Source organism: Mesorhizobium sp. ESP-6-4, assembly GCF_020164735.1.
GTDB lineage: Bacteria > Pseudomonadota > Alphaproteobacteria > Rhizobiales > Rhizobiaceae > Mesorhizobium.
The window spans coordinates 309,627-335,954 of the sequence record NZ_JAIUGS010000002.1 but is presented as its reverse complement, the minus strand read 5'-3'; the positions used below and the strand labels follow the sequence as shown (position 1 = coordinate 335,954).

25 protein-coding genes are annotated in these 26,328 nt (G+C 64.8%); 12 read left to right on the top strand and 13 right to left on the bottom strand.

Annotated elements, in window-relative coordinates; all coding sequences use genetic code 11:
- Positions 1 to 53 precede the first annotated feature (53 nt).
- From LB523_RS05330 to LB523_RS05315, 4 genes are read left to right on the top strand one after another with little or no spacing between them, the layout of a single operon-like run.
- Complete coding sequence (locus LB523_RS05330; protein WP_224601313.1) at positions 54 to 1,061, top strand: ABC transporter permease; 1,008 nt, start codon at positions 54 to 56, stop codon at positions 1,059 to 1,061.
- Positions 1,062 to 2,216: an ABC transporter permease gene (locus tag LB523_RS05325; RefSeq protein ID WP_095770162.1), complete on the top strand. Its 1,155-nt coding sequence runs from the start codon at positions 1,062 to 1,064 to the stop codon at positions 2,214 to 2,216.
- Positions 2,217 to 2,225: 9 nt separating this feature from the next.
- Positions 2,226 to 3,896 carry an ABC transporter ATP-binding protein gene (locus LB523_RS05320; protein WP_224601311.1) on the top strand — a complete coding sequence of 557 codons (1,671 nt, stop codon included), beginning with the start codon at positions 2,226 to 2,228 and terminating at the stop codon, positions 3,894 to 3,896.
- Between the two features lie 20 nt (positions 3,897 to 3,916).
- A complete protein-coding gene (locus LB523_RS05315) occupies positions 3,917 to 5,287 on the top strand; it encodes an alpha-glucosidase/alpha-galactosidase (RefSeq protein WP_140845830.1) in 1,371 nt (456 codons plus the stop codon).
- 9 nt (positions 5,288 to 5,296) lie between these two features.
- On the opposite strand, the gene purD is transcribed toward LB523_RS05315, so the two are convergent.
- Positions 5,297 to 6,577, bottom strand: coding sequence for a phosphoribosylamine--glycine ligase (gene purD, locus LB523_RS05310; RefSeq protein WP_224601309.1), 1,281 nt, complete (start codon positions 6,575 to 6,577; stop codon positions 5,297 to 5,299).
- A 537-nt stretch (positions 6,578 to 7,114) separates the two neighbouring features.
- Positions 7,115 to 7,909: a phytanoyl-CoA dioxygenase family protein gene (locus LB523_RS05305; RefSeq protein ID WP_224601307.1), complete on the bottom strand. Its 795-nt coding sequence runs from the start codon at positions 7,907 to 7,909 to the stop codon at positions 7,115 to 7,117.
- 91 nt (positions 7,910 to 8,000) lie between these two features.
- On the opposite strand from LB523_RS05305, the gene LB523_RS05300 reads away from it, so the two are divergent.
- Both LB523_RS05300 and ubiA read left to right on the top strand, forming a co-directional pair.
- Positions 8,001 to 8,912, top strand: a complete 912-nt coding sequence (locus LB523_RS05300) for a LysR family transcriptional regulator (protein WP_224601305.1) — start codon at positions 8,001 to 8,003, stop codon at positions 8,910 to 8,912.
- 66 nt (positions 8,913 to 8,978) lie between these two features.
- Complete coding sequence (ubiA, locus tag LB523_RS05295) at positions 8,979 to 9,962, top strand: 4-hydroxybenzoate octaprenyltransferase (protein ID WP_224547059.1); 984 nt, start codon at positions 8,979 to 8,981, stop codon at positions 9,960 to 9,962.
- A gap of 167 nt (positions 9,963 to 10,129) precedes the next feature.
- Here ubiA and LB523_RS05290 read toward each other — a convergent pair whose 3' ends face one another.
- From LB523_RS05290 to LB523_RS05280, 3 genes are all read right to left on the bottom strand, one after another.
- Positions 10,130 to 10,696, bottom strand: coding sequence for a DUF6101 family protein (locus tag LB523_RS05290; RefSeq protein WP_071074058.1), 567 nt, complete (start codon positions 10,694 to 10,696; stop codon positions 10,130 to 10,132).
- A gap of 185 nt (positions 10,697 to 10,881) precedes the next feature.
- Complete coding sequence (locus LB523_RS05285; RefSeq protein ID WP_224601303.1) at positions 10,882 to 12,315, bottom strand: FAD-binding oxidoreductase; 1,434 nt, start codon at positions 12,313 to 12,315, stop codon at positions 10,882 to 10,884.
- A 78-nt stretch (positions 12,316 to 12,393) separates the two neighbouring features.
- Entirely contained in the window at positions 12,394 to 13,356 is a 963-nt protein-coding gene (locus tag LB523_RS05280; protein WP_224601301.1) for an L-threonylcarbamoyladenylate synthase, read from the bottom strand.
- A 171-nt stretch (positions 13,357 to 13,527) separates the two neighbouring features.
- On the opposite strand from LB523_RS05280, the gene LB523_RS05275 reads away from it, so the two are divergent.
- Together LB523_RS05275 and LB523_RS05270 are read left to right on the top strand one after the other, a co-directional pair.
- Positions 13,528 to 14,028, top strand: coding sequence for a hypothetical protein (locus tag LB523_RS05275; RefSeq protein ID WP_224601299.1), 501 nt, complete (start codon positions 13,528 to 13,530; stop codon positions 14,026 to 14,028).
- Between the two features lie 99 nt (positions 14,029 to 14,127).
- On the top strand, positions 14,128 to 14,517 hold the full coding sequence (locus tag LB523_RS05270; protein WP_224601297.1) for a hypothetical protein: 390 nt from the start codon (positions 14,128 to 14,130) through the stop codon (positions 14,515 to 14,517).
- A 97-nt stretch (positions 14,518 to 14,614) separates the two neighbouring features.
- Here LB523_RS05270 and LB523_RS05265 read toward each other — a convergent pair whose 3' ends face one another.
- On the bottom strand, positions 14,615 to 14,953 hold the full coding sequence (locus tag LB523_RS05265; protein ID WP_224601295.1) for an ATPase: 339 nt from the start codon (positions 14,951 to 14,953) through the stop codon (positions 14,615 to 14,617).
- A gap of 266 nt (positions 14,954 to 15,219) precedes the next feature.
- Entirely contained in the window at positions 15,220 to 17,616 is a 2,397-nt protein-coding gene (gene glyS / locus LB523_RS05260) for a glycine--tRNA ligase subunit beta (RefSeq protein WP_224601293.1), read from the bottom strand.
- Between the two features lie 252 nt (positions 17,617 to 17,868).
- Between glyS and LB523_RS05255 the strand changes: the two genes are divergently transcribed.
- Positions 17,869 to 18,051, top strand: coding sequence for a hypothetical protein (locus tag LB523_RS05255; RefSeq protein WP_224601291.1), 183 nt, complete (start codon positions 17,869 to 17,871; stop codon positions 18,049 to 18,051).
- Here LB523_RS05255 and LB523_RS05250 read toward each other — a convergent pair.
- Positions 18,048 to 18,971 carry a glycine--tRNA ligase subunit alpha gene (locus LB523_RS05250; RefSeq protein WP_224589468.1) on the bottom strand — a complete coding sequence of 308 codons (924 nt, stop codon included), beginning with the start codon at positions 18,969 to 18,971 and terminating at the stop codon, positions 18,048 to 18,050. The genes LB523_RS05255 and LB523_RS05250 overlap by 4 nt on opposite strands.
- A 192-nt stretch (positions 18,972 to 19,163) precedes the next feature.
- Between LB523_RS05250 and LB523_RS05245 the strand changes: the two genes are divergently transcribed.
- Positions 19,164 to 19,625, top strand: coding sequence for a GNAT family N-acetyltransferase (locus tag LB523_RS05245; protein WP_140845821.1), 462 nt, complete (start codon positions 19,164 to 19,166; stop codon positions 19,623 to 19,625).
- Between the two features lie 395 nt (positions 19,626 to 20,020).
- Here the strand turns inward: LB523_RS05245 and LB523_RS05240 are convergent, their stop codons facing one another.
- From LB523_RS05240 to LB523_RS05220, 5 genes are all read right to left on the bottom strand, one after another.
- Positions 20,021 to 21,796 carry a tetratricopeptide repeat protein gene (locus LB523_RS05240; RefSeq protein ID WP_140845820.1) on the bottom strand — a complete coding sequence of 592 codons (1,776 nt, stop codon included), beginning with the start codon at positions 21,794 to 21,796 and terminating at the stop codon, positions 20,021 to 20,023.
- Positions 21,797 to 21,999: 203 nt separating this feature from the next.
- Positions 22,000 to 22,416 (bottom strand): DUF1284 domain-containing protein, encoded by a 417-nt coding sequence (locus LB523_RS05235; RefSeq protein ID WP_140845819.1) that lies wholly within the window; start codon positions 22,414 to 22,416, stop codon positions 22,000 to 22,002.
- Positions 22,413 to 23,021 carry a biotin transporter BioY gene (locus LB523_RS05230; protein ID WP_224601289.1) on the bottom strand — a complete coding sequence of 203 codons (609 nt, stop codon included), beginning with the start codon at positions 23,019 to 23,021 and terminating at the stop codon, positions 22,413 to 22,415. Before LB523_RS05230 ends, LB523_RS05235 begins: the two co-directional genes overlap by 4 nt.
- A gap of 308 nt (positions 23,022 to 23,329) precedes the next feature.
- On the bottom strand, positions 23,330 to 23,995 hold the full coding sequence (locus LB523_RS05225; RefSeq protein WP_140845817.1) for a GntR family transcriptional regulator: 666 nt from the start codon (positions 23,993 to 23,995) through the stop codon (positions 23,330 to 23,332).
- 100 nt (positions 23,996 to 24,095) lie between these two features.
- On the bottom strand, positions 24,096 to 25,109 hold the full coding sequence (locus LB523_RS05220) for a polyprenyl synthetase family protein (RefSeq protein ID WP_112095919.1): 1,014 nt from the start codon (positions 25,107 to 25,109) through the stop codon (positions 24,096 to 24,098).
- 154 nt (positions 25,110 to 25,263) lie between these two features.
- On the opposite strand from LB523_RS05220, the gene LB523_RS05215 reads away from it, so the two are divergent.
- Together LB523_RS05215 and LB523_RS05210 are read left to right on the top strand one after the other, a co-directional pair.
- On the top strand, positions 25,264 to 25,488 hold the full coding sequence (locus LB523_RS05215) for a DUF2007 domain-containing protein (RefSeq protein ID WP_027164594.1): 225 nt from the start codon (positions 25,264 to 25,266) through the stop codon (positions 25,486 to 25,488).
- Positions 25,488 to 26,285, top strand: a complete 798-nt coding sequence (locus LB523_RS05210; protein ID WP_224601287.1) for a tRNA1(Val) (adenine(37)-N6)-methyltransferase — start codon at positions 25,488 to 25,490, stop codon at positions 26,283 to 26,285. Before LB523_RS05215 ends, LB523_RS05210 begins: the two co-directional genes overlap by 1 nt.
- Positions 26,286 to 26,328 lie beyond the last annotated feature (43 nt).

The following is a 26,328-nucleotide window of genomic DNA, read 5'->3' as shown; positions in this document are numbered from 1 at the left end:
AACCTCCGAACGCACCTCAGGGAGCGACCGGCCAGAAAGGAAGCTGACCGCCCATGCTGCGATTCCTGCTTATGCGCATAGCGTCGGCGCTTCCCGTCCTCGCCATCTTGAGCCTCGTCACCTTCGCCATCATCCAGGCGCCGCCCGGCGACTATGCGGATTACATCCGCTCGCAGCTGATCAACCAGGGTGGCGCTTCCTACGCCGAGGCTGAAGCACAAGCCCAGGCCTACCGCGTCGAGCATGGCCTCGATAAGCCGCTGCCCATCCAGTATCTCAACTGGATCGGCGGCATCGTCACCCGCGGCGATTTCGGCTACAGCCTCTACTACAACAAGCCCGTGGCCGATGTGGTGGGCGAGCGCCTGCCGCGCACCTTGCTTCTGGCGCTGGTCTGCCATCTGCTCGCCTCGGTGCTCGGCATCACCTTCGGCATATGGGCGGCAACGCGTCAGTACAGCTGGATCGATTCGACACTTTCGGCGATCTCGTTCCTCGGCATGACGGTGCCGCGCTTCCTGATGGCGCTGATCATCGTCTACCTCTTGGTCTTCCAGTTCAACGTCTCCGAGATCGGCTCGTTCTTCTCGCCGCAATATGGCGGCGCGCCCTGGTCGTGGGCGAAGTTCGTCGACCTGGTCAAACACGTCTGGCCGGTTGTGGCGATCGCGACCTTCGGCGGCCTCGCCTACAATATGCGCGTCATGCGCGGCAATCTGCTCGACACGCTCAACGCGCAATATGTCGAGACGGCCAAGGCCAAAGGCCTTACCGGCGGCGCCGTGGTGATGCGGCACGCCGTGCCCAACGCGCTGCATCCGCTGGTGATGTATCAGGGCGTGGTGCTGCCCTATATGCTCACCGGCGAGATCGAGACGGCAATCATCTTCGCGCTGCCCACTGTCGGCCCGGCGATCGTCGGCTCGATGGCGGTCGGCGACGTCTATGTCACGGCGACCTTCATGATGGTGCTGTCGGCGACGCTGATCGTCGGCAACATCATCGCCGACATGCTGCTGGTCCTGCTCGACCCGCGCATCCGCCAGTTCGGGGAGCGCTAAATGCTGGCCCGCGATCCCTCACCCCTGCCCCCATCCCTTACGCCCTTGCCGGCCGAAAGCGTCCCGGTGGCCGAAGCCGCGCATGGCAATGAGAGCTACATCGCGCTTGTCTGGCGCCGGCTGAAGCGTTCGTGGACCGGCATGGCCGGGCTTTGCCTGGTCGCGCTCTTGCTTGTCATGGCGGTGTTCGCCGAATTCCTGGCGCCGATGGACCCCAAGGCGACCGACGTCGCCTTCGCGCCGCCGCAACTGCCCGCCTTCCACGACAAGGACGGCAATTTCGTCGCGCGGCCGCGGGTCTACGCGCTGGCCGATTCGGCCGATCTCGATCCGGTCACCTTCCAGCCGATCGTCGGCCCCGACTACGACCACCCAAGGCTGCTCGGCTTCTTCGTCGAAGGCGCGCCCTACAAGCTTCTCGGCCTCATTCCGGCGAACCGGCATTTCTTCGCCTCGATGGACGGCCAGCCGGTGCATTTCCTCGGCACCGACAAGTTCGGCCGCGATGTGCTGTCGCGCGCCATCCACGGCTCGCGCGTGTCGCTGATGATCGCGCTGACGGTGGTCTTCATCATCACGGTCATCGGCACCAGCGTCGGCATGATCTCCGGCTATTTCGGCGGCAAGTTCGATGTCTGGATGCAGCGCTTCGTCGAGCTTGTGCTCGCCTTCCCGCAATTGCCGCTTTATCTGGCGCTGACGACGCTGATCCCGGTCACCGCGCCGACCAATGTCTTCCTCGCCTTCGTCATCATCGTCATGTCGGCGCTGGGCTGGGCGCAGATGTCGCGCGAGGTGCGCGGCAAGACGCTGGCGCTGGCGCGGATCGACTATGTGCGCGCCGCCATGGCGGTCGGGGCCACCGATCGGCGCATCATCATGCAGCACATCTTCCCCAATGTGATGAGCCATGTGATCGTCGCCGTGACGCTGGCGATCCCGACCGTGGTGCTGCTCGAATCCTTCCTCGGTTTCCTCGGCTTCGCGGTGAAGCCGCCGCTGATCTCCTGGGGCCTGATGCTGCAGGACACCGCGACCTATTCGGTCATCGGCACCTATCCGTGGATCCTGTCGCCGGTCGGCTTCGTGCTGATCACCGTCTTTGCCTTCAACGCGCTGGGCGACGGCCTGCGCGATGCCGTCGATCCTTATTGAGGTGGCCGAATGACGACGATCGCGCTCGCAGACTCCCTCGCGCCGGCCGTCCGGTTCGACCATGGCGGACGCCACGACCAACCCGTCATCGACGCCCGCAACATCGAGGTCGCGTTCAAGGTCGAGCACGGCACCGTCGAGGCGGTCAAGGACGTCTCCTTCCAGATCTATCGCGGCGAGACGATCGCGATCGTGGGCGAATCGGGCTCCGGCAAGTCGGTGACGGCGCGCACCGTCATGGGGCTGCTGTCCAGGCGGGCAACCGTCTCGCCGCGATCGAGCGTCGAATATCTCGGGCAGAACATCCTGAAATTCCCCGAGAGCGCCCGGCGCAAGCTGCGCGGCAACCGCATCTCGATGATCTTCCAGGAGCCGATGAGCTCGCTCAACCCGATCTACACGGTGGGCAGCCAGATCGTCGAAGCGATCAGGGTGCACCGCAAGGTGGGCCGCAGGCAAGCCTGGGCGCGCGCGCTCGAGCTGCTACGGCATGTCCAGATCCCCGAGCCGGAGGCGCGGCTGAAGCAATATCCGCATCAGCTGTCGGGCGGTCAGCGGCAGCGGGTGATGATCGCCATGGCCTTGGCCAACGAGCCCGACGTGCTGATCGCCGACGAGCCGACCACGGCGCTCGACGTCACGGTGCAGGCGCAAATCCTGAACCTGATCCGCAACCTGCAGAAGGAACTGCGGATGGCGGTGATCCTGATCACCCACGATCTCACCGTGGTGCGCAAGTTCTCCGACTACGTCTATGTCATGCAGCATGGCGAAATGCGCGAGCACAACGTCACCGAGCGGCTGTTCGCCGACCCGCGGCACCCTTACACGCAGCGGCTGCTCGCCTCGGAGCCGCGCGGCCGCCCGCAGCCACTGCCGGAGGGCAGCGGCACCATCCTCGAGGCGAAAGGCGTGCGCGTCTGCTTCATGCTGCGCCACGGCTCCTTCCTCAAGCCGGACTGGCGCGAGCTGGTCGCGGTCGACGACCTCGACCTGAAGCTTTGCCGTCACGAGACGCTGGGGCTGGTCGGCGAATCCGGGTCCGGCAAGACCAGCTTCGGCCAGGCACTGATCAGGCTGGCCGACGCCGAGCGCGGCGAGATCCGCTTCGACGGCCAGCCAATCGAGAAGCTATCGCGCACCGAGATGCGGCCGCTGCGCTCGCGCATGCAGGTCGTTTTCCAGGATCCGTTCTCCTCGCTCAACCCGCGCATGACGATCGGCCAGATCATCGAGGAAGGCCTGGTCGTCAACAGGCTGGGAGCGACGCGGCGCGAGCGGAACGAGCGGGTGCGCGAGGCGCTGGTCAGCGCCGGCATGCCCGGCAACATTCTGTCGCGCTTCCCGCACGAGTTCTCCGGCGGCCAGCGACAGCGCATCGCGATCGCGCGCGCCATCGCGCTGGAGCCCGAATTCATCCTGCTCGACGAGCCGACCTCGGCGCTCGACCTTTCGGTGCAGGCGCAGATCATCGACCTGTTGCGCAAGCTGCAGGACGAGCGCGGCCTGAGCTATCTGTTCATCTCGCACGACCTCAAGGTGGTGCGGGCGCTCTGCCACCGCGTCATCGTCATGCAGCACGGCAAGATCGTCGAGCAGGGACCCGTCGACGAGGTCCTTTCCAATCCCAAGACCGCCTACACCGAACGGCTCGTCAGGGCCGCTTTCGACGTGGCTTAGAAGTGCCGGAGGTTTTTACAGTGGCAAGAAATCCCAGGATCACATTCATCGGCGCAGGCTCGACGGTGTTCATGAAGAACATCGTCGGCGACGTGCTGCAGCGGCCGGCGCTGTCGGGCGCCACCATCGCGCTGATGGACATCAACCCGCAGCGGTTGGAAGAAAGCGCCGTCGTCGTCAACAAACTGATTGCGACGCTCGGCGTCAAGGCGAAGGCCGAGACCTATTCCGACCAGCGCAAGGCGCTTTCCGGCGCCGACTTCGTCGTCGTCGCCTTCCAGATCGGCGGCTACGAGCCTTGCACCGTCACCGACTTCGAGGTGCCGAAGAAATACGGCCTGCGCCAGACCATCGCCGACACGCTCGGCGTCGGCGGCATCATGCGGGGCCTCAGGACCGTGCCGCATCTATGGAAGATCTGCGAGGACATGCTTGCGGTCTGCCCGGAAGCGATCATGCTGCAATATGTCAACCCGATGGCGATCAACACCTGGGCGATCGCCGAGAAATATCCCACGATCAAGCAGGTCGGGCTCTGCCACTCGGTGCAGGGCACGGCGATGGAATTGGCGCACGATCTCGACCTTCCCTATGAGGAGATCCGCTACCGCTCGGCCGGCATCAACCACATGGCCTTTTATCTCAAGTTCGAGCATCGCCAGCCGGACGGCACCTACCGCGATCTCTATCCCGACCTCGTGCGCGCCTATCGCGAGGGCCGTGCGCCAAAACCCGGCTGGAACCCGCGCTGCCCGAACAAGGTGCGCTACGAGATGCTGACCAGGCTCGGCTATTTCGTCACCGAAAGCTCGGAGCATTTCGCCGAATACACGCCCTATTTCATCAAGGACGGCCGACCAGACCTGATCGAGAAATACGGCATTCCACTCGACGAATATCCGAAACGCTGCATCGAGCAGATCGAGCGCTGGACGGGCCAGGCGGAGGCCTACCGCTCGGCCGACCGGATCGAGGTCGAGCAGTCCAGGGAATACGCTTCCTCGATCATGAATTCGGTGTGGACCGGCGAGCCGTCGGTGATTTACGGCAATGTGCGCAACAATGGCTGCATCACCTCGCTGCCTTTCGACTGCGCGGCGGAAGTGCCGTGCCTGGTCGACGCCTCCGGCATCCAGCCGACCTACATCGGCGATCTGCCGCCGCAGCTCACGGCGCTGATCCGCACCAACATCAATGTGCAGGAGCTGACGGTGCGGGCACTGATGAGCGAGAACCGCGAGCATATCTACCACGCGGCGATGATGGACCCGCACACCGCGGCCGAACTCGACCTCGACCAGATCTGGTCGTTGGTCGACGACCTGCTTGCTGCTCATGGCGACTGGCTGCCGGCTTGGGCGCGAGGCCGGCGCAAGAGCGCGGCCGCCTGAATTCCGGAATTAGGCCCCGGCTTTCTCGCGCTCGACGGCGCGCCAGCCGATGTCGTGGCGGTAAAAGCCCTGCGGCCAGTTTATATGCTCGATCGCCGCGTAGGCCTTGGCCTGCGCCTCGCCGACGGTCTTGCCGAGCGCGGTGACGTTGAGCACGCGGCCGCCATTGGCGACCAGCGCACCGCCATTGATGGCGGTGCCGGCATGGAAGACCTGGACGCCCTCGGCTTCCGCCTCGTCGAGGCCGCGGATGACCGAACCTTTTTCCGGCGTGCCGGGATAGCCCGTGGCCGCCATCACCACGGTCAACGCCGTCTCGTCGCTCCAGCGGACCGACATATGCGCGAGCTGGCCGTCGACGGCGGCGTTGAGCAGGACGAGCAAATCGTCCTTCAGCCGCATCATCAGCACTTGGCATTCGGGATCGCCGAAGCGGGTGTTGTACTCGATCAGCTTGGGGCCCTGGTCGGTGATCATCAGGCCGGCGAAGAGGATGCCGGCGAAGGGCGCGCCGAGATTGGCCATGCCGCGCATGGTCGGCTCGATGATCTCGCGCATGGTGCGCTCGGTCATATCCGGCGTCATCACCGGCGCCGGCGAATAGGCGCCCATGCCGCCGGTGTTCGGTCCGGTATCGCCGTCGCCGACGCGCTTGTGGTCCTGCGCGGTGCCGAAGGGGAGCGCCGTGGCGCCGTCGCACAGGCAGAAGAAGCTTGCCTCCTCGCCGGTCAGATATTCCTCGACCACGACCTCGGCGCCGGCCGCGCCGAAAGCGCCGTCGAAGCAGGCTTCGAGCGCGGCGTTCGCCTCGTCCTGCGTCATGGCGATGGTGACGCCCTTGCCGGCGGCGAGCCCGTCGGCCTTGATGACGATCGGCGCGCCGGTCTTCTCGACATAGGCCTTTGCGGAGGCGAGATCGCTGAAGCAGCCATAGGCGGCGGTCGGGATGTTGAACCTGGCGCAAAGATCCTTGGTGAAGCCCTTCGAGCCCTCGAGCCGCGCCGCCGCTTTGGAGGGACCGAAGACGCGGATGCCCCAGGCGCGCAGATCGTCCGCGATGCCGGCGACCAGCGGACCTTCCGGGCCGACCACGACCAGATCTATCTTCTTCTCCTGGCAAAAGGCGGCCACGGTGGAATGGTCGGCGACGTCGAGCTTGACCTGTTCGGCGATGCGGCCGATGCCCGGATTGCCGGGCGAGGCGTAGAGCTTCGTCAGCAGCGGCGAGGCGGACATCTTCCAGGCCAGCGCATGTTCGCGGCCGCCCGAACCGAGAAGAAGAACGTTCATGGCCACCTCTTGCTGATCGTCTCCCTGAACCCGCTATTGGTCCACGGGCGGCGGGTCAAGGCGTCTCGGCATTTTGGCGGCAATTGCGCACGGGAACGTGGGCCTCATCAAGGCCGATGAGACAGGTGCCGCCGCCGGCCAGTCCCCGGTACAGGGATTTGGGAGGTTGCCGTTTATCGGCGAGCAAGATGTTGGCCGTTCATTTCCGTGAAATCGGCGCAAGCGTTGGTGATTGGCTGAAGTTTCATCAACGTCGTCATCCTAGGGCGAAGCAGGAGCGCAGCTCCGTCGCGGAGACCCTAGGATCCATGCCGTGACATTGATCGAGGGCCGCGACGGAGCAGAATTCTGCACCCCAGCAACGCCTCAGCATCACGGTATGGATCCTCGGGTCTGCACGCGTCGCTACGCTCCTTGCTCCGCCCGTGGATGACGAGGGCGGGCCGGTTCGGCCAATCTCCAACATGCGATTGCCGGCGCAAATATAGCCGACCCATCAGAAATTGCTGTGTCCCCAACTTGGTCTGAAAAAATGCCTCAGCTCTGGAAAATGACGGGGAACCAGTCCTCGCGCAGTTTCTGGCCGGGCTTCATGTCGTGACCCGGATAGGGCGGCGAGGTGCGGCCGGGACGTTCGACATAATGTGCGTCGTCGCCGACCCAGCGCAGCGACAGCGCCCGGCGCCGCGCCGCCGTCAGGTTGCCGCGCGCACCGTGCGCGGTGCGGAAGTCGAACAGGATGGCGTCGCCCGGTTCCATCTCCCATTCGAGCACCTTCATCGACGGGTCGTTGTCGGGGTCGGGCACAGGCAGGTAGTCGCCCTCGCCGGCGTAGAAGTTGTCGTCGTTCAGCCATCGCACCGGCAGCACCATCTTTTCCCATTTGTGCGAGCCGGCGATCAGCCTTAGCGTCGCTTCCTTCACCGGATCGATCGGGATCCAGAAGCTGACCGTCTGGCTGCCGTCGACGAAGTAGTAGGGAATGTCCTGGTGCCACGGCGTCGGCTTCTGCGTGCCGGGCTCCTTGACCAGGACGTGGTCGTGGAAGAACTGGGCGCTGCGCGACTGCATGACCGCGGCCGCGAGCTCGGCGGCCGGTGTTTCCTTGACGATCCTGACGAATTCCGGGATGCGCTCCCAGTTGCAATAGTCGTCGAAGAAGCTGCCCTTGCCGCCGGCGATGTCGGAAGCGGCGGCGCTGCGGTTGCGCATATTACGCTCGATGCCGCCGGCGATGACATCGACCCAGTCCTTGAAGGCGCCGCGAATGCAGACCGCGCCGTCGCGCTGATAATCGGCAATCGTCGAGGCATCGATCTTCGGGCTGGCCATGGCGTGCTCTCCTTGAGTTGACAAGCGACTATCGCAAGCGCCCGACATCGGGTAAAATAATAACTTGCCATCTGATTTATAGTTATAGCCTATGAGACTGACCCTCGCGCAATTGCGCTATGTCGTTGCCGTCGCCCGCTATGGCAGCGTGACCGCGGCAGCCCAGGCGTTGAACGTGTCGCAGCCGTCCATCTCGGTTGCGATCGACAATGTCGAGGACGCACTGGGCCAAAAACTGTTCGTGCGCCAGCGCGGCAGCGGCGTTTCGCTGACATCCTTCGGCCGCAGGGCCGTGGCCAAGGCGAGGCAGGTGCTGGGCGAGGCGGACGAGCTGGCGGCGCTCGGTTCGCGTGACGCCGATGTCGGCGGCGAGCTGGCGCTCGGCTGCTTCGAGGATCTGGCGCCCTATTTCGCGCCGGCGCTGATGCGGGCCTTCGCCGAGCGCTGCCCGGCCGTCACCGTCGTCATCGGCGATGAAACCTTCGACACGCTGGGACGGCGCCTGGCCGACAGCGCCGTCGATCTCGGCCTCACCTACGATCTCGGCCTTCCAGGCCATTTCAAGCGCATTCTGCTGCATGAATTGCGGCCGCACGCGCTTTTGCCGGCCGGACATGTGCTGGCGGACAAGCACGCCGTCAGCCTGGCCGAGCTTGCGGAGCATCCGCTGATCACCACCGACCAGCCGCACAGCTGGCAGCACATGCTGGACCTTTTCCTGAGCCGCGGCCTCTCACCGGTCGCCCGGGCGACGACCAGCTCGTTCGAGCTGCAGCGTTCCATGGTGGCCAACGGCTTCGGCGTCGCGGTCAGCTATACGAGGCCCTATGGCGACCGCAGCTATGACGGCCTGCCGCTGGTCTGCAAGCCGCTCTCCGATCCGCTGCCCATGCAGCGCATCATCCTGACCCACGACACGCGCCAGCGCCTGTCGAAGGCGGCTGCGGCGTTCATCGACGTCGCCAAGGCCTGGTTTGCCGGTCACGATGTTTTCACCGCCTAGGTTTTCAGCGCTTGAGCGACAACGCGGCCGCTTGACGGCGCTGCTTGCTGCTGCCACTCCAGCGTGATGGAAACCGTCCAGTCGAAAGCGATCCAGGGCCGTGTCGCCGACGCGCCGAGCGGCCATTGGGTCTACCGCGTGCTGCCGCGCTGGCTCTGGCCCTATGCGCAGCTTGCGCGCTGGGACAGGCCGATCGGCTGGCAGCTGCTTTTATGGCCCTGCTGGTGGTCGGCAGCGCTTGCCGCGGGCGCCTATCCGCGCCCGACCGACCCGCTGCTGACGCTGCTGCCGACGCCTTGGTATCTATTGCTGTTCTTCATCGGCGCTGTCGCCATGCGCGGCGCCGGCTGCACCTACAACGATCTCGCCGACCAGGACATCGACAACCAGGTCGAGCGCACGCGCTCGCGGCCGCTGCCCGCCGGCAAGGTGACACGCCGCCAGGCCTGGGCTTTCGTCATCATACAGGCGCTGGTGGGCTTGGCCGTACTGTTGCAGTTCAACGGCTTCGCCATTCCGCTCGGCATCGCCTCGCTGGCGATCGTCGCGGTCTATCCTTTCATGAAGCGCATCACCAACTGGCCGCAATTGGTGCTTGGGCTGGCCTTCTCCTGGGGCGCGCTGATGGGCTGGGCGGTCGAATTCGGCGATCTCGATGATCCGGCGATCATGCTCTATATCGGCTCGATCCTGTGGGTGATCGGCTACGATACGATCTACGCGCATCAGGACAAGGAAGACGACGCCATCGTCGGTGTGCGCTCGACGGCGCGGCTGTTCGGCGACAACACAAAGACCTGGCTCACCGGACTCTATGGCGGCGCGCTGGTCTGCTTCGCCATCGCCTTTGCATCCGCCCAGGTGCCGATCGTGGCGCTGGCCGGGCTGATCGCCGCCGGCGCGCATATGGCGCGCCAGATCATCCGACTCGACATCAACAATCCGGACCAGTGCCTGAAACTGTTCAAGTCGAACAACCAGGTCGGCTGGCTGATCTTCCTCGGCCTGATCGGCGGGTCGGTGTGGATTTGGCTGAAGCCGCTGGTGTAGTGGCGCCGCTTTCCCTTCTCCCCTTGTGGGAGAAGGTGGATCGGCGCGCAGCGCCGAGACGGATGAGGGGTGTTCCAGCGGAGTGAGGCGTAGGCATTCCCTGGAGCACCCCTCATCCGTCGCCTTCGGCGACACCTTCTCCCACAAGGGGAGAAGGTGGAATCGCGCTACTCCCTTGCGATAATCTCCTGGCCGTCGATGACCAGCCTCAGGCCCAGATTGCCGGCCTTGCGGCGGGCGAGGAAGCGCGGGCGGCGCGTGGTGGAGACGCGGCCTTTGCGGCGCTCCTGCGGCGGCAGCGCCTTGATGGCGGCGCCGAGCGATTCTTCGAGGGTCCGGGCAATGCCGTCGGCCTCGATCAGCAGCATCGGCAGGCGATAGGCGTCGGCCCAGGCGCGCCAGTCGGCGGCGACGTCGTCAAGGTCGTCGGCGACCAGAAGCGGCACCGACAGCATCGGATCGTTGTGCAGAAGCTCGAGCGTCACCGTGACGTTGCCGTCCGGATCCTCCATGGCGCGCGCGGCGACGCCGCGGAACGCATTGGGGGGCAGCGCGATGATCGCCGGCACGCCGCTCATCTCCAGCACACGTCGGATGACGGCGCCGCGCTGGTCGATGGTGAAGGTCACATCGCCGTAGTCGTCGCGGGTGGCGTAGCTCACCATCTGCGGCAGGCGAAACGGGTCGAGACGCATGTTGCGCCCGGCCCAGACTGGCTTCAGTCCAGTGTTCATCGATGTCTTCCCTGTTAGTCCTGAGGGCCGTTTTCCGGTTCTCTCAGGGCCGGTTTTTCCGGCCTCGTTATGGGAAGAAATATTAGCGCTCGCTTCTTACCGGCGCGCTTAAGAAAGTCGGTTAAATTTTGCTGATCTGAGCCGATGGTTATCGGAATGCGACCGGCCACCGGGCCCAGGAAGGATCAGATAACCTTACCGGGATTCATGATGCCGGCCGGATCGAAGGCCGTCTTCACCCGGCGCATCAGGTCGATCGCCATCGGCGGGGCCGTGGCGATCAGCTCGTCGCGCTTCAATTGGCCGATGCCGTGCTCGGCCGAGATCGAGCCATGGAAGGAGCGCACGACATCGTGCACGGCGTGGTTCATAGGGTGGTAAAGTTCGAGGAACGCCTCGTCCTGCCAATCCACGGGACGCGAGATGTTGTAGTGCAGATTGCCGTCGCCCATGTGGCCGAAGCAGACGACGCGCGCGCCGGGGCAGACCCCCTCCACCACGCCGGCCGCCTTTTCGATGAACTCGGGGATCGAGGCGGTCGGCACCGAAATGTCGTGCTTGATCGAAGCGCCTTCGGGCTTCTGGCATTCGGGAAGCGTCTCGCGGAAATTCCAGAAGGCGTCGCCCTGGGCAAGGCTTGCCGACACCACCGCGTCGCCGACGATGCCCTGCTCGAGAGCCTCGGCCAGGATTTCTTCGATCAGCGCCCTGCCGTCTTCCTCGGAGCGGCCGGACGAGATCTGCATCAGCACATACCACGGCCAGTCGTCGGCCAGCGGCCGCGTGATGCCTTGCCCGTGCTTGAGCGTGAAATCGTATGGCCTTTTGCCGATCAGCTCGAAAGCGGTGAGCGATGCGCCGGCCCTGTCCATCGCCAGGGTGAACAGCGACAGCGCGTCTTTTGGCGACGATGGCAGGCCGGCAAAGGCGACCTCCCTGCCCTTCGGCTTCGGAAACAGTTTCAGCACCGCGGCGGTGATGATGCCGAGCGTGCCTTCGGCACCGACGAAGAGGTTCTTCAGATCGTAGCCGGTGTTGTCCTTCTTCAGCTTGCGCAAATCGTCGAAGACCTCGCCGGTCGGCATCACCACTTCAACGCCGAGGCAGAGCTCGCGCGCATTGCCATAGGCAAGCACACCGGTGCCGCCGGCGTTGGAGGAGAGATTGCCGCCGATCTGGCAGGAGCCCTGGGCAGCGAGCGAGAGCGGAAACAGCCGATCGGCGGCGTCGGCCGCCTCCTGCAGCGTCTGCAGGATGACGCCGGCCTCGACCGTCACCGTGTTCGACAGAACGTCGATCTCGCGGATGCGGTTCAGCCGCGATAGCGAGAGCACGATGTCGCGGCCGGACTTGTCCGGCACCTGGGCGCCGACCAATCCGGTGTTGCCGCTTTGCGGCACAATCGGCGTTCCGGTCTCGGTCGCAAGGCGCATGATGCGGCTCACTTCCTCGACGCTGCCGGGCCTGAGCACCAGCGATGTGCGGCCATGCCAAAGGCCGCGCCGCTCGGTGATGTAGGGCGCGATGTCGGCCTGATCGCGTAACGCATATTTGTCGCCGACGATCGCTGCGAAGCGATCGATGACGGCGGGATCGAGGTCCAAAGGCTGATCGTTCATGGGCAAGAACCTAGAGCAATTCCAGGAAAAGTGCGAAGCGGTTTCCGTCCGGAATTGCGTCAAAACAAAGAGATAGACTCAGGCGCTCTTGTCACGTGGCGCGGCGGCGCGGGCGAGCCGGTCATTGATCGCCTCGCCCAGGCCCTCGAACGGGATCGGCTCGACGGCGATGGCCGCGGCGCCGACACGGTCGAGCGCCTGCATATAGGCGAAGAGGTTGCTTGCCGCTTCGCGCAGGTCGCCCCTTTCGGATAGGTTGCGCAGCGCAACGGCCCGTTCCCAGCCCTCGGCGCGGTTGCCGCCGAATGCAAGCAACGCCTCGCCTTCGGCAATTTTCCCGACGTTGAGCCGCATCGCAGCGCCCGGCGCGTAATGCGAGGCGAGCATGCCCGGCGCCTCGATGCCGGTTGCGCCGCGCGACAATTTCGCGCCAGCCACCGTCTCGATCTCCTCCGCGCCGATGCCGCCAGGCCGCAGCAGCCGCAACTTGCCGTTCTCGACCTTGAGAATAGTCGATTCCAGGCCGACCGGCGTCGCGCCGCCATCAACGACCAGCCTGATCCTGTCGCCGAGATCGGCGGCGACCGCCTGCGCTGTCGTGCCGCTGATCTTTCCGGAGGAATTGGCGCTAGGGGCGGCGAGCGGCCTGCCGAGCCGCGCGATCAGCTCGCCACCGAAGCCGCGCGGCATGCGCAATGCGATCGTGTCCAGCCCCGCGGTGACCAGCGGATGCATGCCGTTGCCGGCACGCTGTGGCAGCACCAGCGTCAGCGGGCCGGGCCAGAAGGCTTCGGCCAGTTTTGCCGAGAGCGGATCGAAGCCGGCGATACGGTCCGCCATCGCGCGATCGGCGACATGGGCGATCAGCGGATTGAAGCGCGGCCGGCCCTTGGCCTCGAAAATGCGCGCCACGGCAACGCCATTGGTGGCGTCGCCCGCCAGGCCATAAACTGTCTCGGTCGGGATGGCGACGACGTCGCCGCCTTCGAGCAGCGCCAATGCCTGCTGCATAGCCTCGCCGATCGCCAGTATCTCAGCCAAATCCGCCACCAGTCCTGAACATGCCGGTCCCGTAATACGGCCGCTTGCATCGGGCAAGTGCGGGCATTGGCGATTTATCAATCCCTAAAATGTTAAGTTTCCATGCAAGCCGGCTTCAATCGGACGGCCCTAGGGTGCGGGTTCAATGCGGTTGCGGCTTGGGAGTTTGTAATGCGTTTGCTCGGAGCTTTCGGTATCAGCCTTCTGGCGATGAACGGCGCGGCACATGCCTCGTCAATCGTCGTGGTGGCACCCTCGATCTCGACACCTTCGGTTATCAGGCTGAATGCGATCGACCCGACCAAGCTGTCTGCGGCCTCGACGCCGTCGATGATAGCGCTTGGCGAGCCTGTGCCCGCGGTCACCGACGAAAAGGTCGCGGCAATCCCCGCGAAATCCGGGCGCCAGCAGGCCCCGATGATCATTCGCGGCGGCATTGTCGGCGGCGCTTTCGAAACGCCCGCGGCGGCCAAGCCCGCGGCACCGGCAAATACAACCGCCGCCGCGCCGGCAAACGGTACCACGCCGGCAACGCCCGCGAACGGCACCGCGTCCGCTTCGAACGGCAACAGCGGAACCGGCGGACAGCCGGCCGCGACGGCCAATGCGTCGGGCGGCGGCGCGCAGCCGCAAGGCGCCCCGTCGGTGCCGCGCGTCGGCAAGGCGATGTAGATCACACTGGATCCGGCCCTGGCATGCTAGGCGCTTAACCTGTCCGATTCCCGTGATCGGATCGGGCACAATTGCGCCGGCATTTCAAAAGGGGGTTTCATGACTGTTTCGAAAGCAATGACCGTTGCCGCACTGTTGGCGGCGACAATACTGGGCGCGGGTACGGCCCGGGCCGACGACATGCTCGGCTCCTACACGGCGCGGATTTCCGACCGCGATCACCGCGCCAGCGACGGCTATCCGCTCGGCAGCGCGGCGCAGATGGTGCGACAGGACCGCGCCAACTGGCACAAATTCCACCGGCGCGACAGCGACGACCAGGGTGATGCCTGGTTCCGCAGCGACGGCTCGCGCGCCGACCTGCAGCGCATGCTGGAACGCGGCGGCGCCATGAGCAGCTCGACCCGGCGCGCCATCGTCAATGGCGAGCCGTTGATCGAGGTCGATGTCTATTCGGACGGTGTGCGGGTCAGCATAGTGGAGGATTGACGGGTCAATCTTCCTGGAAGACCGACAAGAGCCGCACCGACGAAAAAGGGCGACGCGCGACGCGCCCGCCCCTCATACTTCAGACAGAGGAGACGGCTCAGGCCGCTTCTTCCTTGTCGTCGTCGTCGGACTCTTCCTCATCGGCTTCGTCCTCATCATCGTCGCCATCTTCATCCTCGTCGTCGGACTCATCGTCGCCCGAGGCTTTGGCTTCTTCGTCGGTGTCTTCGTCGTCGCCGTCTTCGTCGCCTTCATCTTCATCGTCCGGCTCGTCGTCGGCCGAGGCAGTGGTTTCCTCGTCGTCGTCTCCGGACGGATCGGCGGATTCGACCGCCGCGGCGGCAGCGTGGTCGAGAAGGTTTTCGGAAGCGGATTCGATCGCCGCGGCGGCGGCCGGGGTCTCTTCATTCAGGTCGATATCGTCAACGGAATTCATGGCATGCCTCCGTGTTTTGGGAATGTCTTACGGCGCGCCCCACGAAACGATCCCGGGCAACGCGCCTTAAGTCTTTGGTTGATGCATGTCGTTGCCCCAGGACCGCTCAGCGCTTCTGGACGACATGCACCTTTGTCCCATGCGGAGGTCATCGTCATATGACTGTAAGCCGGCTCCGGCGCATTAAATTTCGGGCGCCGAATTGTTCAAGCCTGCCGGCATCCTAGCGGATGCGGGCAGGCCGGAATGTGCGGTTTTCCGAGCCGTCAGCCGACGATTTTTGAAAAATCCGCGACCTGATCGGTGGCGGCGCGGATGCGGGCGAGCAGCGCCAGACGGTTGGCGCGCACGGCCTGGTCCTCATCATTCACGAGAACACGTTCAAAGAATGAATCAACCGGTTCGCGCAACACGCTAAGCGCCAGCATGGCGGCAGAAAAATCTTCGTTTTGAATTGCTTGGCCGGCTTCCTTCTCGCCCTGATTCACCGCGGCATAGAGCTTCTTTTCCGCCTCCTCACGGAACAGCGCCGGCTCAACGGTCTCGGCGATGAGCGTTTTCTTCTTCTCCTCGGCAACCAGGATGTTGGCGGCGCGCTTGGTTCCGGCAAGCAGGTTCTTGCCCTCCTCGGTGTCGAGCAAGGAACCGAGCGCCTCGACGCGGCGCACGATCTGCAGAAGGTCGTCGTTCAGCGATTGGCCGATCTCCTCCCTTGTGGGGGAGATGCCCGGCAGGGCAGAGGGGGGCGCGACAGAGTGAGAGGCCGGCGGGACAGCGCCCCCCTCTGTCGGCTGCGCCGACATCTCCCCCACAAGGGGGGAGATTGGGCGCGAGCCCGCTGACAGCACGGCATCGATCAAGTCATGCCGTGCACCGCTTTCACGCAGATAGACTTTCAGGCGGTCGTGGAAGAAGGCGAGGAGGTCGGACGACTGGTCCGCGCCGCCTTTGAAGTTTGCAAAGGCCTTGGCGAAAACAGACGTGAGCGCCAGACGAATCCGGTTCTCGACGAGTATCCTGACCACGCCAAGAGCCGCTCTTCTCAGCGCGAACGGATCCTTGCTGCCCGTGGGCTTTTCATCGATCGCCCAGAATCCGATAAGCGTGTCGAGCTTGTCGGCCAATGCCACGGCAACCGAAACCGGATCGGTCGGCACATGGTCAGATGGGCCTTGCGGCTTGTAATGTTCCTCGGCGGCTGCGGCGACCGACGGATGCTCGCCCTGCAGCAGCGCATATTTGCGGCCCATGGCGCCCTGCAATTCCGGGAACTCACCGACCACTTCAGTCTGCAGATCGGCTTTGGCGAGCACCGACGCGCGGTCGACCAGCGCGGCATCGGCGCCGACGATCGGGGCAAGCTCCTGTGCCAGCCGCTTGATGCGCTCCACGCGCTGCCCTTGCGTGCCCAATTTGGCATGAAAAGTCACGTTGAGATGGTCGAGCCGCGCCATGCGCTGGTCGAGCGGCTTCTTCAAATCCAGGTCGAACTTCGCCGCCGACTCAGCGAGTTGATCGAGGTCGGGCAAATCGCCTTGATCGGTCCGCCAGAAATAGAGCGCATCGGACAGGCGGGCGCGCACCACTTTGCCGTTGCCGTAGGCGATCTCCTTGCCGCCGTCGCTCGCCTCGATGTTGGCGACCAGCACGAAGCGGTTCGAAAGCGATTGGCCAATCTCCCCCCTAGAGGGGGAGATGCCCGGCAGGGCAGAGAGGGGGGCCTCGCGCCGAGTCCCCTCTGTCGGCTTCGCCGACATCTCCCCCTGCGAGGGGGAGATCGGGCGCGACGTCACGAAACACTTCTGGTTGGCGCGGATCGTAAGGCGGATGACCTCGCCCGGAATGGTGAGGAAATCCTGCTCGAACTCGCCCATCAGCACGACCGGCCATTCGACCAGGCCGGAGACTTCCTCCAGCAGGCCCTCGTCCTCGACCAGGTCGAGGCCGTTGGCGAAGGCGATGTTGCGGGCGTCGGCCAGAATGATCTCCTTGCGCCGGTCAGCATCGAGCACGACCTTGGCCGCCTCGAGCTTCGCCACATAGTCGTCGAAGCGGCGCACGGTGATCGCGCCCGGCGCGTGGAAGCGATGGCCATAGGTGATATTGCCGGCGCGGATGCCGTCGATCTCGAAATCGACGATCACCGGCTCCTCGGTCTCCGGCCCGAAGGTGCAGACGATCGACTGCAACGGCCGCACCCAGCGTAGGGAACCGGACTTGGCCGAGGCCGGCCCCCAGCGCATCGATTTCGGCCAGGGAAAGCTTTTGATGATGCCCGGCACCAGCTCGGCGATGATCTCTTCAGCCGCCCGGCCCGGCTTCGCGATGTGGGCGACGTAGAAGTCGCCCTTCTTGGGGTCGGAATGGACATGCGCCTCGGCGATCGACGAAAGGCCGGCCTTGCGAAGGAAGCCCTGCACCGCCTGCTCGGGCGCCGTGGTCGAAGGACCCTTGATCTCCTCGCGGATGTCCTTCGAGCGCGCGGTCAGGCCACGGATGTCGAGCGCCAGGCGCCGCGGCGTCCAATATTCGCGCGCCGCCTCATAGGTGAGACCCGCCTCGACCAGACCGTCGGCCAGCATCTTCCTGAGGTCGCCGGCCGCCTTGCGCTGCATGCGGGCGGGAATTTCCTCGGAGCGAAGTTCGAGCAGCAAGTCGGGCATTGATTGGCTCCCTCCCCTCCCCTTGATGGGGAGGGTCGGCGCGAAGCGCCGAAACGAATGGGCGGGAAATAGCAACTCGGCCGCCCGCTGTCACCCCGCCAGCAGATCGCCTCTTCGACCGATTTCGCGGAATTTTTCGACCCGCTGTCGGGTTGGCGCGGGGCTGCTCGTCCTTGGAGCAGAACTTCCCATGAACCGAACGCTGCGCTGAAGCGACAAACGCTCAGGCAGAGACCTATTGGCTGAACGGCGATGAAGACGGCATCGAGAACCCTGCAGATCCTGGCGCTCAGCGCCTGCTTCGCCGCCCAGGCGCATGGCACGATCACGATGCCGGGGATCAGGCAAGCCATGCGCACGATCGACGGCGCATCGGCGCAGATCGTATTGCCGGCCGGCGCTGCCATCGCGGCCGCGAAAGCCGTATCGGCTTAAGCCGTCGCCAGCCCGCCCGCCCGCGTCTTGAGGAACGCTTCGCCGCAAGCCTTGGCCAGATTGCGTACGCGCAGGATGTAGCTTTGCCGCTCGGTGACCGAGATGACGCCGCGCGCGTCGAGCAGATTGAAGACATGGCTTGCCTTGATGCACTGGTCGTAGGCCGGGAAGACCATGCGGTGCATCGCCAGATTGTCGCTTGGCTTGGGCGTGCCGGCATCGAGCAGCGCCTTGCACTCGGCCTCGGCGTCCTCGAAGTGCCTCAGCAGCATCGCGGTGTTGGCGAATTCGAAATTGTGGCGCGAATATTCCTGCTCGGCCTGCAGGAAGACGTCGCCGTAAGTGACTTTCTCGGCGCCCTCGCGGCCGTTGAAGTTCAGATCGTAGACATTGTCGACGCCCTGCACATACATGGCGAGCCGCTCCAGGCCGTAGGTCAGCTCGCCCGCCACCGGCGCGCATTCGATGCCGCAGACCTGCTGGAAATAGGTGAACTGCGAGACTTCCATGCCGTCGCACCAGCACTCCCAGCCGAGCCCCCAGGCGCCCAGCGTCGGGCTTTCCCAGTCGTCCTCGACGAAGCGAATGTCGTGCAGCAGCGGATCGACGCCGATTGCTTCCAGCGAGCCTAGATAGAGCTCCTGCAGGTTCGGCGGATTGGGCTTCAGGATCACCTGGTATTGGTAATAGTGCTGCAGGCGGTTCGGGTTCTCGCCGTAGCGGCCATCCTTCGGGCGGCGCGAGGGCTGCACATAGGCCGCGTTCCAGCGCAGCGGGCCCAGCGCGCGCAAGGTGGTGGCCGGATGGAAGGTGCCGGCGCCGACCTCCATGTCGTAGGGCTGCAGGATGAGGCAACCATAGTCCGCCCAGTAATTGTGCAAGGTCAGGATCAGCCCCTGGAAGGAGCGGCTGGGATGCATATGGGCGGGAATTTCGATGGTCACGGCGGCCTCGGAAAGCGCGGGATGACGCTTCCCTAGTTGCCGGGCCGCCGAGCGTCAAGGCGGCGAGCCGCCCGGCGACGTTGAACGCTTTGCGGCCGGCTGGCCCATTGCCGGCCAGCAGCGGTGATCCTTTGCTCAGCCCCCAGCTCCAACAAAGAAGGTTCAGCCATGTCCGGTCAACTCACCGTGCGGCCCGTCACAAGGCAGGATTACGAGCAGTGGCTGCCGCTCTGGGACGGCTACAACGCATTTTACGGGCGCTCCGGGCCGACGGCGCTTGCCGGCGAGATCACGCAGATGACATGGTCGCGTTTCTTCGATGCCTATGAGCCGGTGCATGCACTGGTGGCCGAGCAGGAGGGCAAGCTTCTCGGCCTCGTCCACTATCTCTATCATCGCTCGACCACATCGATCGCGCCGAGCTGCTATCTGCAGGACCTCTTCACCACACAGGCCGCGCGCGGCCAGGGCGTCGGCCGGGCGCTGATCGAAGGTGTGTATGAACGCGCCAGGCAAGCGGGCGCGAACCGCGTCTACTGGCTGACGCATGAGACGAACCACACCGCAATGCAGCTCTACGACAGGATCGGCGAGAAGTCGGGGTTCGTCGTTTATAGAAAAGTGTTCTAGTTTCCTCGACACAGGGAAAGGCCGCTGTTTGTCGGCGCAAGATGGTCACCGGTCATTTCCATGACAACCGCTGAGATTGGTTGAAGCCTTCCAACCTCGTCATTCCAGGGCGGAGCAGCTGCGAAGCGGCGTCGCGGAGACCCTGGAATCCATTCCGTGACCTGAGCCGCGGAGTGCAGCGGAGCAGAATTCTGCACCGCGGGAGCGCTCAGAAGTCACGGAATGGATCCTCGGGTCTGCGCGCGTCGCTGCGCTCCTTGCTCCGCCCGTGGATGACGACAGAGTGGCCGTTTCGGCCAATCTCCACCTGCCAAGGCCCGAGCTCGGCAGACGCCGGGCCGAAACGAAAACGGGGCTCGATGAGCCCCGCATTCTTCAATGTTGACGAAAAGCGCTCAGCCTTTCGGCGCGGGCGTCGGCTCCGGCTTCACCTTGGGGGTTTCCTGCGCGGTGTTGGATTCGATCGGCGGCAGGCCCTTGAGCAGCTTCTGCTGCAAAGTGGCGAGCACATCCGGATCGGGCTTCAGGTCGCGTGCCTGCGTCCACTGATAGGTGGCCTCGAGCTTGCGGCCGACGCGCCAGTAGGCATCGCCGAGATGATCGTTGAGGACCGGATCCTCGGGCTTCAGCGAGACGGCGCGCTCCATTTCGCGCACGGCGTCGTCGAAGCGGCCCATGCGGAAATAGGCCCAGCCCAGCGAATCGACGATGTAGCCGTCGTTCGGCCGCAGATCCACGGCCTTCTGGATCATCGCCAGGCCTTCCTTGAGGTTCATGTTCATGTCGACCCAGGAATAGCCGAGATAGTTCATGACCTGCGGCTGGTCGGGCTGCAGCTCCAGCGCCTTGCGGAAATTGGGTTCCGCCTTCGGCCATTCCTTCAGCCGCTCATAGGCGATGCCGCGCTGGTAGAAGATGTTCCAGTTGGCGGCGGTTGGCGTCTTCAGCTGCTCGACAGCCTTGTCGTAGAGACTGGCGGCCGAGCGGAAATCTTCCTTCGAGCCATAGACGCCGCCAAGCGCCAGATAGGCGCGCATGTCGTCCGGATGCCGGTCGAGATAGGCCTTGAGATGCGAAATCGCCTCGTCATGTTTGTCGAGATCGGCAAGATTGAGGCCGATCTGCAGGTCGGAGAGCTCCTTCAGCGGCGAGGACGCCGGAATGCGGCGGTAGAGCGAGACGGCGCCTTCGCCGTCCTTAAGCTGCTCGGCCACGGCGGCAAGCTGCACAAGGGCTGCGTCGCTGTCCGGCTTCAGCGCCAGGGCATATTGCAGATAGAGCCGCACAAAAGGCTCGCCGCCGCCGCGGTTAAGCGCGGTGGCAAGGTCAAGCAGGATTTCGGATGCGCCGTCGGCCGGACCGGTGACGAGCGGCTCGATCTTGTCGCCCTTGCTGATGCGGTCGCGCAGCGTGGTGATTTCGAGCTTGCCCGGCGCGAAGGCCTCGGCCTGGTTCAACACCGCCAGCGCCTTCGACTTGTCGCCCTTGCGGACCAGGAACGAGGCATAGGCCTGGGCGTTGCGCATCCAGGTTTCGGGCGCGGAGCCGCCGGCCGCGGTATCGGCCATGGTGGCGGCGTAGAGTTCCTCGGCCTTGTCGTTCAGGCCGGCAGCGTCGGCGATCAGCGCCCGGTGGAACGATTTGAACAGGCCGAACCAGTCCGGGCCCTTGAGCTTGTCGATGGAGTCCATGGCCTCGGACGCGTTGCCGGCACCTTCCTTGGCCCAGCCGTCCATGACGCCCGAGAGCAGTCGGTCGAGATCGGATTCCAGCGAGAGCTTCAGCCAGTACTGCGCCTTGGCGTAGTCCTTCTTGTGGAAGGAATCGATGGCCAGAGCCAGGCGCGAGAAGCGCTCGACGTCCGGCACTTCCTTCAGCTTGTCGGCATAGACGAGCGATTCCTCGAAGCGGCCTTGCGCGACCAGAGCCAGCATCAGGCTCTGCTGCAATTCCTTGTCGTTCGGCGCAAAGGCCAGCGCCTGCTTGTAATAGGCGATCGCATCGTCGAGATCGTTGTCGCTTTCGGCGATATGAGCCGCGAGATAGGCGCCCGAGAAAGACGTGATCTGGAGCGGTCGGGCCTCTTCCTTGGCCTGGACCGGCAGCACCCAAAGCGCCACACCGGTCAAAAATGCCAGCCTCGTCAGCCAGCGCGCACGTCCTTGCCGCATCGTATCCCTTTCAGCCAGATGCGATCCCGCCCTTGGCGGACCGCCCACAGACTCGCTCTTTTCCGGTCAAAGCATGGCCTTTTTGGGGTCAGGCTTCAATTGCCGGGCGAATCACAATGCAATCATCCGGCTTAAAAAACGATGCCGCGCCAGCGAAAATCCCGCGCGCAGGCCCGGGACGCCCATATGCGGCATCGGATTGCCTACAGATAGGTATCGCTGAATCCGCTGGCGGCAACCGTATCGCACAGGCCGGACCATTCGCAGCCGGAGCACGCCTGGCGCGTCAGGCCGGCGGAAAAAGCCTTGCGCATCCCCGCCAGTTTGGGGGCGTCCAGCACCAACCGGTCTCCGGCCTGGATCGGCCGCCCGAGGAGAGCGCCGACATCGCGCGCGGCCATCCGGTCCCGCTCGGCGGCGCTCTCGCGCAGGCAATGCGGCTCCGGCTCGCCGAGCAGCGGGGCGCAGACGTCGTCCGGACCGGCAACGATCACCACCGCCTCGCCCTCGCCCAACCGCTTCACCACCTTGTCGTAATTGGCGGTGAAGGCCGGCGAGTAGCCCTTGCCGACATAGGTCAGCAGGCAGAGCAGATGATGGGCGCGCAGCTTGACGGTCATCGCGTCCCGGACGAGCGGTCGCCTTGCTCCGCACGATAGGTGGAAAAGAGCTTCAGCGTCGCCGCGCCCAGCGCCGACTTGAGCAGGCCGCCGACGATGAAAGGCACGAAGCCTAAGGTGATGGCCGTTTCAGCGCCGATCATGACGGCAAGCCAGGCGGTGCCGAGAACCAGGCAAAGCAGGTTGCCGATGAGCATGGCGACGAAGGCAAGCATGACGCGATTGCCGCTCCAGCCGCGTTCGGCCAGCCAGCCGACGACAGCGCCGACGACCGGGAAAGCGAAGAGATAGCCACCGGTCGGGCCAACGAAATGTTGTATTCCGGCCGCTCCGCCCGCCAGCACCGGAAACCCTGCCGCGCCCTCGACGAGCCAGGCGGCGATGGTCAGCGCACCGAAGCGCCGGCCATAAAGCGCGCCGACCAGTGTGACGGCGAAGGTCTGCATGGTGACCGGAACCGGCACCATCGGCACCTCGATATAGGACGACAGCGCCAGGAACAGCGAACCGAGGATCACGGCGCCGATCTGCCAGGCGAGCGAACGGCTGTGCAGCCGCAACGGGCTGAAGGAGGGCTTGTACGTCGAAACGGCTGCGTTGGTCACGGTGTCTTCCTTGGCTCGTGTGAATTATAGATAATTTTTCGACTTCATCTATTATCGAATCCATATTTTGAAACAGATGGCAAGCGCTGATTTGAATTTCGTCATTCTAGGGCGGAGCAAGGAGCGAAGCGACGCGCGCAGACCCTAGAATCCATGCCGTTACGCAGGAGCGTTGCAAGGGTGCAGAATTCTGCTCCGCCGCACTCTACGATCAAGGTAACGGCATGGATCCTCGGGTCTCCGCGTCCGCTTCGCTCCCGCTCCGCCCGTGGATGACGAAGCTGAGAGGCTTCGGCCAACCGCCAAACCTACCCCACGATGGCGAAGGCGTCGCGGGTCTTGCCGGAAGCGGTCTTGACCGGCTTCTGGCCGATCCATTGCACGTGCCGCCCGAGTGTCGCGGCGGCCGATTCGGTGTTGCCTTGTCTCAGGGCGCTCAGGATCGCCCGATGATCCTGGTCGGTGCGGGTTTCCCATTCCGAGCGCCAGGCCGCGAAAAGGAAGCGCGCGCTCGCGGCATGCAGGTCGTCGATGGTGGAGAGCAGGCGCGGCATGCTGCAGGGCGCCAGGATCAGCCGGTGGAAGGTGCGATTGGCCTCTTCCCAGGAGCGCACGTCGCGGGATTTGTCGCCGGCCTTGGTCGCCTCCTCGGCTTGATCGAGGATCGACGCCGTCAGATGCGGCACGGCATGGCGCAGCGCCAGCACTTCGAGCGCCGCCCGCATCTCGGCCACCTCCCTGACCTCGCCGAGATCGAAAGAGGCGACGCGCACGCCGCGGCGCGGTTCGCCGATCGCCAATCCTTGAGCCTCCAGGCGCCGGAAGGCCTCGCGCACGGGCACATGGCTGGTGTTGAATTCCTGGGCGACATGGTCCTGGCGCAGCCGCGAGCCGGGCTCGATGGCGCCCGAAATGATGCGGTCCGCCAGTTCCTTGCTGATGCGGACGGCGATCGTGTCTTCTTTGCTGGCCATATTTTATAGATAATTTGCCGGACCGCCGTTTGTCGAGACGGCCGGCGCGGGATTCACAGGCGCCCTTCCCGGCGGACCCAAATGTGCCGGATCCGCGGGCTCAGTTGACGCGGCTGATGCAGAAATCGATCACGTCGATCAAAGCCGACTTCTGCGGCGTCGCCTCCAGCGGCGCCAGCGCGTCGCGGGCGATCTCGCCGAAATGGCGGGCGCGGCCGATCGTATCGGCGATGGCGCCGTGGCGGGCCATCAGTCCGATAGCCTTTTCAAGCCCGGCATCGTCAGCGACGTTGTCCTCGATGGCGCGCTTCCAGAAGGTGCGCTCGGCCTTGGTGCCGCGCCGGTAGGCGAGGATCACCGGCAGCGTCACCTTGCCCTCGCGGAAATCGTCGCCGACATTCTTGCCGAGATCCTTGCTCGAGCCGCCATAGTCCAGCGCGTCGTCGATGAGCTGGAAGGCAAGGCCGAGATTCATGCCGTAGGAACGAAGCGCGGCGCGATCGGTGCGCGAGGCCTGGGCGATGACCGGCCCGACTTCGGCGGCGGCCGAGAACAGCGCCGCCGTCTTGGCCTTGATGACGGCGAAATGCTCGTCCTCGGTGGTCTCGAGGTTCTTGGCGGCGGCCAGCTGCATGACCTCGCCCTCGGCAATGATGGAGGCTGCGGCCGACAGGATGTCCAGCGCTTCCAGCGAGCCGACCTCGACCATCATGCGGAAAGCCTGGCCGAGCAGGAAATCGCCGACGAGCACGCTCGCCTGGTTGCCCCAGATCATGCGCGCCGTCTTCTTGCCGCGGCGCAGCGCGCTCTCGTCGACCACGTCGTCATGCAGAAGCGTCGCCGTGTGCATGAATTCGACGGCGGTCGCGAGCTTGACATGGCCTTCGCCGGAATAGCCGAACATCTGCGCGGCGGCGAGCGTGAGCATGGGCCTGAGCCGCTTGCCGCCGGAGGAGATCAGATGATTGGCGATCTCCGGGATCATTTCGACGTCGGAGCCGGCCTTGGACAGGATCAGCTCGTTGACCCGCCCCATATCGGCGGCTGTCAGATCGATCAAATCCTTGATGGAAGCGGGTTCCCGCTTGCCTTCGATGTTGAGAACGACACCCACCACGACAACTCCCGTCAATCTGACGCACCCTTGGTCCCTCGCCGACTCTAGGGCGGTGCAACCGGGCACGGCAAGAGGCGAATTAGCGCGGCTCCGCCGACGGAGTGTCCACGCGCACGTTTACACGAACGCCACAACCTGCGATTTTCGTTTCATGATCGAGCTTGTCCGCACTAACGACGCCGTCGTCATCTCCTTTGTCGAATCGCTGATGCGCGACGCCGGCATCGCCTGTTTCGTCGCCGACCAGAATATGAGCGTGCTCGACGGTTCGCTCGGCATCCTGCCGCGGCGCGTGATGGTCGATGCCGAAAAGGTCGATGCCGCACGGCGCATCCTCAAGGATGCCGGCATCGAGAACGAGATCCGCAAAAAATAATGGGAGCCAGCACCGCCCCCGTCCCGGATACGCCGGCTCACACGATCGATGCCTTCCATCGCGGGCGCTTCTGGCTGGTGCAGCCGAGCCGCGGCGGTCATCGCGCCGGCATGGACGCCATGATGCTGGCGGCCGCCGTGCCGTCCGGCTTTTCCGGCCGGCTCGCCGACTTCGGCGCGGGCGCCGGCGCCGCCGCCCTTGCCGTGCTGTCGCGCTGCCCAGCGGCACAGGCCGTGCTCGTCGAGCGCTCCGCCGAAATGGCCGGGTTCGCCACTGCCACGCTTTCGCATCCCGGGAATGGCCATCTCGGCGACCGCGCCTCGGTGCTGACCGCCGACGTGACGCTGACCGGTCGAGCGCGGACCGAGGCCGGGCTTGCCGACAACTCCTTCGACTTCGTCATCATGAACCCGCCGTTCAACGCGGCCGAGGATCGCTCGACGCCCGACGCGTTGCGCAGAGAGGCGCATGTGGCGGAGGACGGCCTGTTCGAGCGCTGGATCAGGAGCGCCGCCGCCGTCGCCAGGCCGCGCGGCGGGCTGGCCGTCATCGCGCGGCCCGAGCAGTTGGTTGCCATCCTGAACGCGATCGAAGGACGCTTCGGCGATGCCGAGTTGCTGTGCGTGCATCCGCGGCCGGATGCGGCGGCGATCCGCATCGTCGTCAGGGCGGTGCTCGGCGCGCGCGGAAAACTGTCGATCCGCCCGCCGCTCATCTTGCACGGGCCGTCCGGCAACGGGCCGGCGGAGCGGACGGAAATGATCAACAACGGCCTAGCATCGCTGTTCGGCGATTGATCCTTGAAGCGCGTCGCGTTGAAATGGATTTTAGCGACGCGCT

Excerpts from the sequence above, each read along its gene's own strand:
- LB523_RS05270 (WP_224601297.1), top strand. The coding sequence starts at position 14,128 with ATGACTGTTTCGAAAGCAATGACCGTTGCCGCACTGTTGGCGGCGACA.
- LB523_RS05255 (WP_224601291.1), top strand. The coding sequence starts at position 17,869 with ATGAAGACGGCATCGAGAACCCTGCAGATCCTGGCGCTCAGCGCCTGC.
- LB523_RS05320 (WP_224601311.1), top strand. The coding sequence starts at position 2,226 with ATGACGACGATCGCGCTCGCAGACTCCCTCGCGCCGGCCGTCCGGTTC.
- LB523_RS05245 (WP_140845821.1), top strand. The coding sequence starts at position 19,164 with ATGTCCGGTCAACTCACCGTGCGGCCCGTCACAAGGCAGGATTACGAG.
- LB523_RS05235 (WP_140845819.1), bottom strand. The coding sequence starts at position 22,416 with ATGACCGTCAAGCTGCGCGCCCATCATCTGCTCTGCCTGCTGACCTAT.
- LB523_RS05305 (WP_224601307.1), bottom strand. The coding sequence starts at position 7,909 with ATGGCCAGCCCGAAGATCGATGCCTCGACGATTGCCGATTATCAGCGC.
- LB523_RS05225 (WP_140845817.1), bottom strand. The coding sequence starts at position 23,995 with ATGGCCAGCAAAGAAGACACGATCGCCGTCCGCATCAGCAAGGAACTG.
- LB523_RS05285 (WP_224601303.1), bottom strand. The coding sequence starts at position 12,315 with ATGAACGATCAGCCTTTGGACCTCGATCCCGCCGTCATCGATCGCTTC.
- LB523_RS05325 (WP_095770162.1), top strand. The coding sequence starts at position 1,062 with ATGCTGGCCCGCGATCCCTCACCCCTGCCCCCATCCCTTACGCCCTTG.
- LB523_RS05210 (WP_224601287.1), top strand. The coding sequence starts at position 25,488 with ATGGGAGCCAGCACCGCCCCCGTCCCGGATACGCCGGCTCACACGATC.
- LB523_RS05300 (WP_224601305.1), top strand. The coding sequence starts at position 8,001 with ATGAGACTGACCCTCGCGCAATTGCGCTATGTCGTTGCCGTCGCCCGC.
- LB523_RS05240 (WP_140845820.1), bottom strand. The coding sequence starts at position 21,796 with ATGCGGCAAGGACGTGCGCGCTGGCTGACGAGGCTGGCATTTTTGACC.
- LB523_RS05275 (WP_224601299.1), top strand. The coding sequence starts at position 13,528 with ATGCGTTTGCTCGGAGCTTTCGGTATCAGCCTTCTGGCGATGAACGGC.
- LB523_RS05250 (WP_224589468.1), bottom strand. The coding sequence starts at position 18,971 with ATGCATCCCAGCCGCTCCTTCCAGGGGCTGATCCTGACCTTGCACAAT.
- LB523_RS05330 (WP_224601313.1), top strand. The coding sequence starts at position 54 with ATGCTGCGATTCCTGCTTATGCGCATAGCGTCGGCGCTTCCCGTCCTC.
- LB523_RS05290 (WP_071074058.1), bottom strand. The coding sequence starts at position 10,696 with ATGAACACTGGACTGAAGCCAGTCTGGGCCGGGCGCAACATGCGTCTC.
- LB523_RS05265 (WP_224601295.1), bottom strand. The coding sequence starts at position 14,953 with ATGAATTCCGTTGACGATATCGACCTGAATGAAGAGACCCCGGCCGCC.
- LB523_RS05215 (WP_027164594.1), top strand. The coding sequence starts at position 25,264 with ATGATCGAGCTTGTCCGCACTAACGACGCCGTCGTCATCTCCTTTGTC.
- purD (WP_224601309.1), bottom strand. The coding sequence starts at position 6,577 with ATGAACGTTCTTCTTCTCGGTTCGGGCGGCCGCGAACATGCGCTGGCC.
- ubiA (WP_224547059.1), top strand. The coding sequence starts at position 8,979 with ATGGAAACCGTCCAGTCGAAAGCGATCCAGGGCCGTGTCGCCGACGCG.
- glyS (WP_224601293.1), bottom strand. The coding sequence starts at position 17,616 with ATGCCCGACTTGCTGCTCGAACTTCGCTCCGAGGAAATTCCCGCCCGC.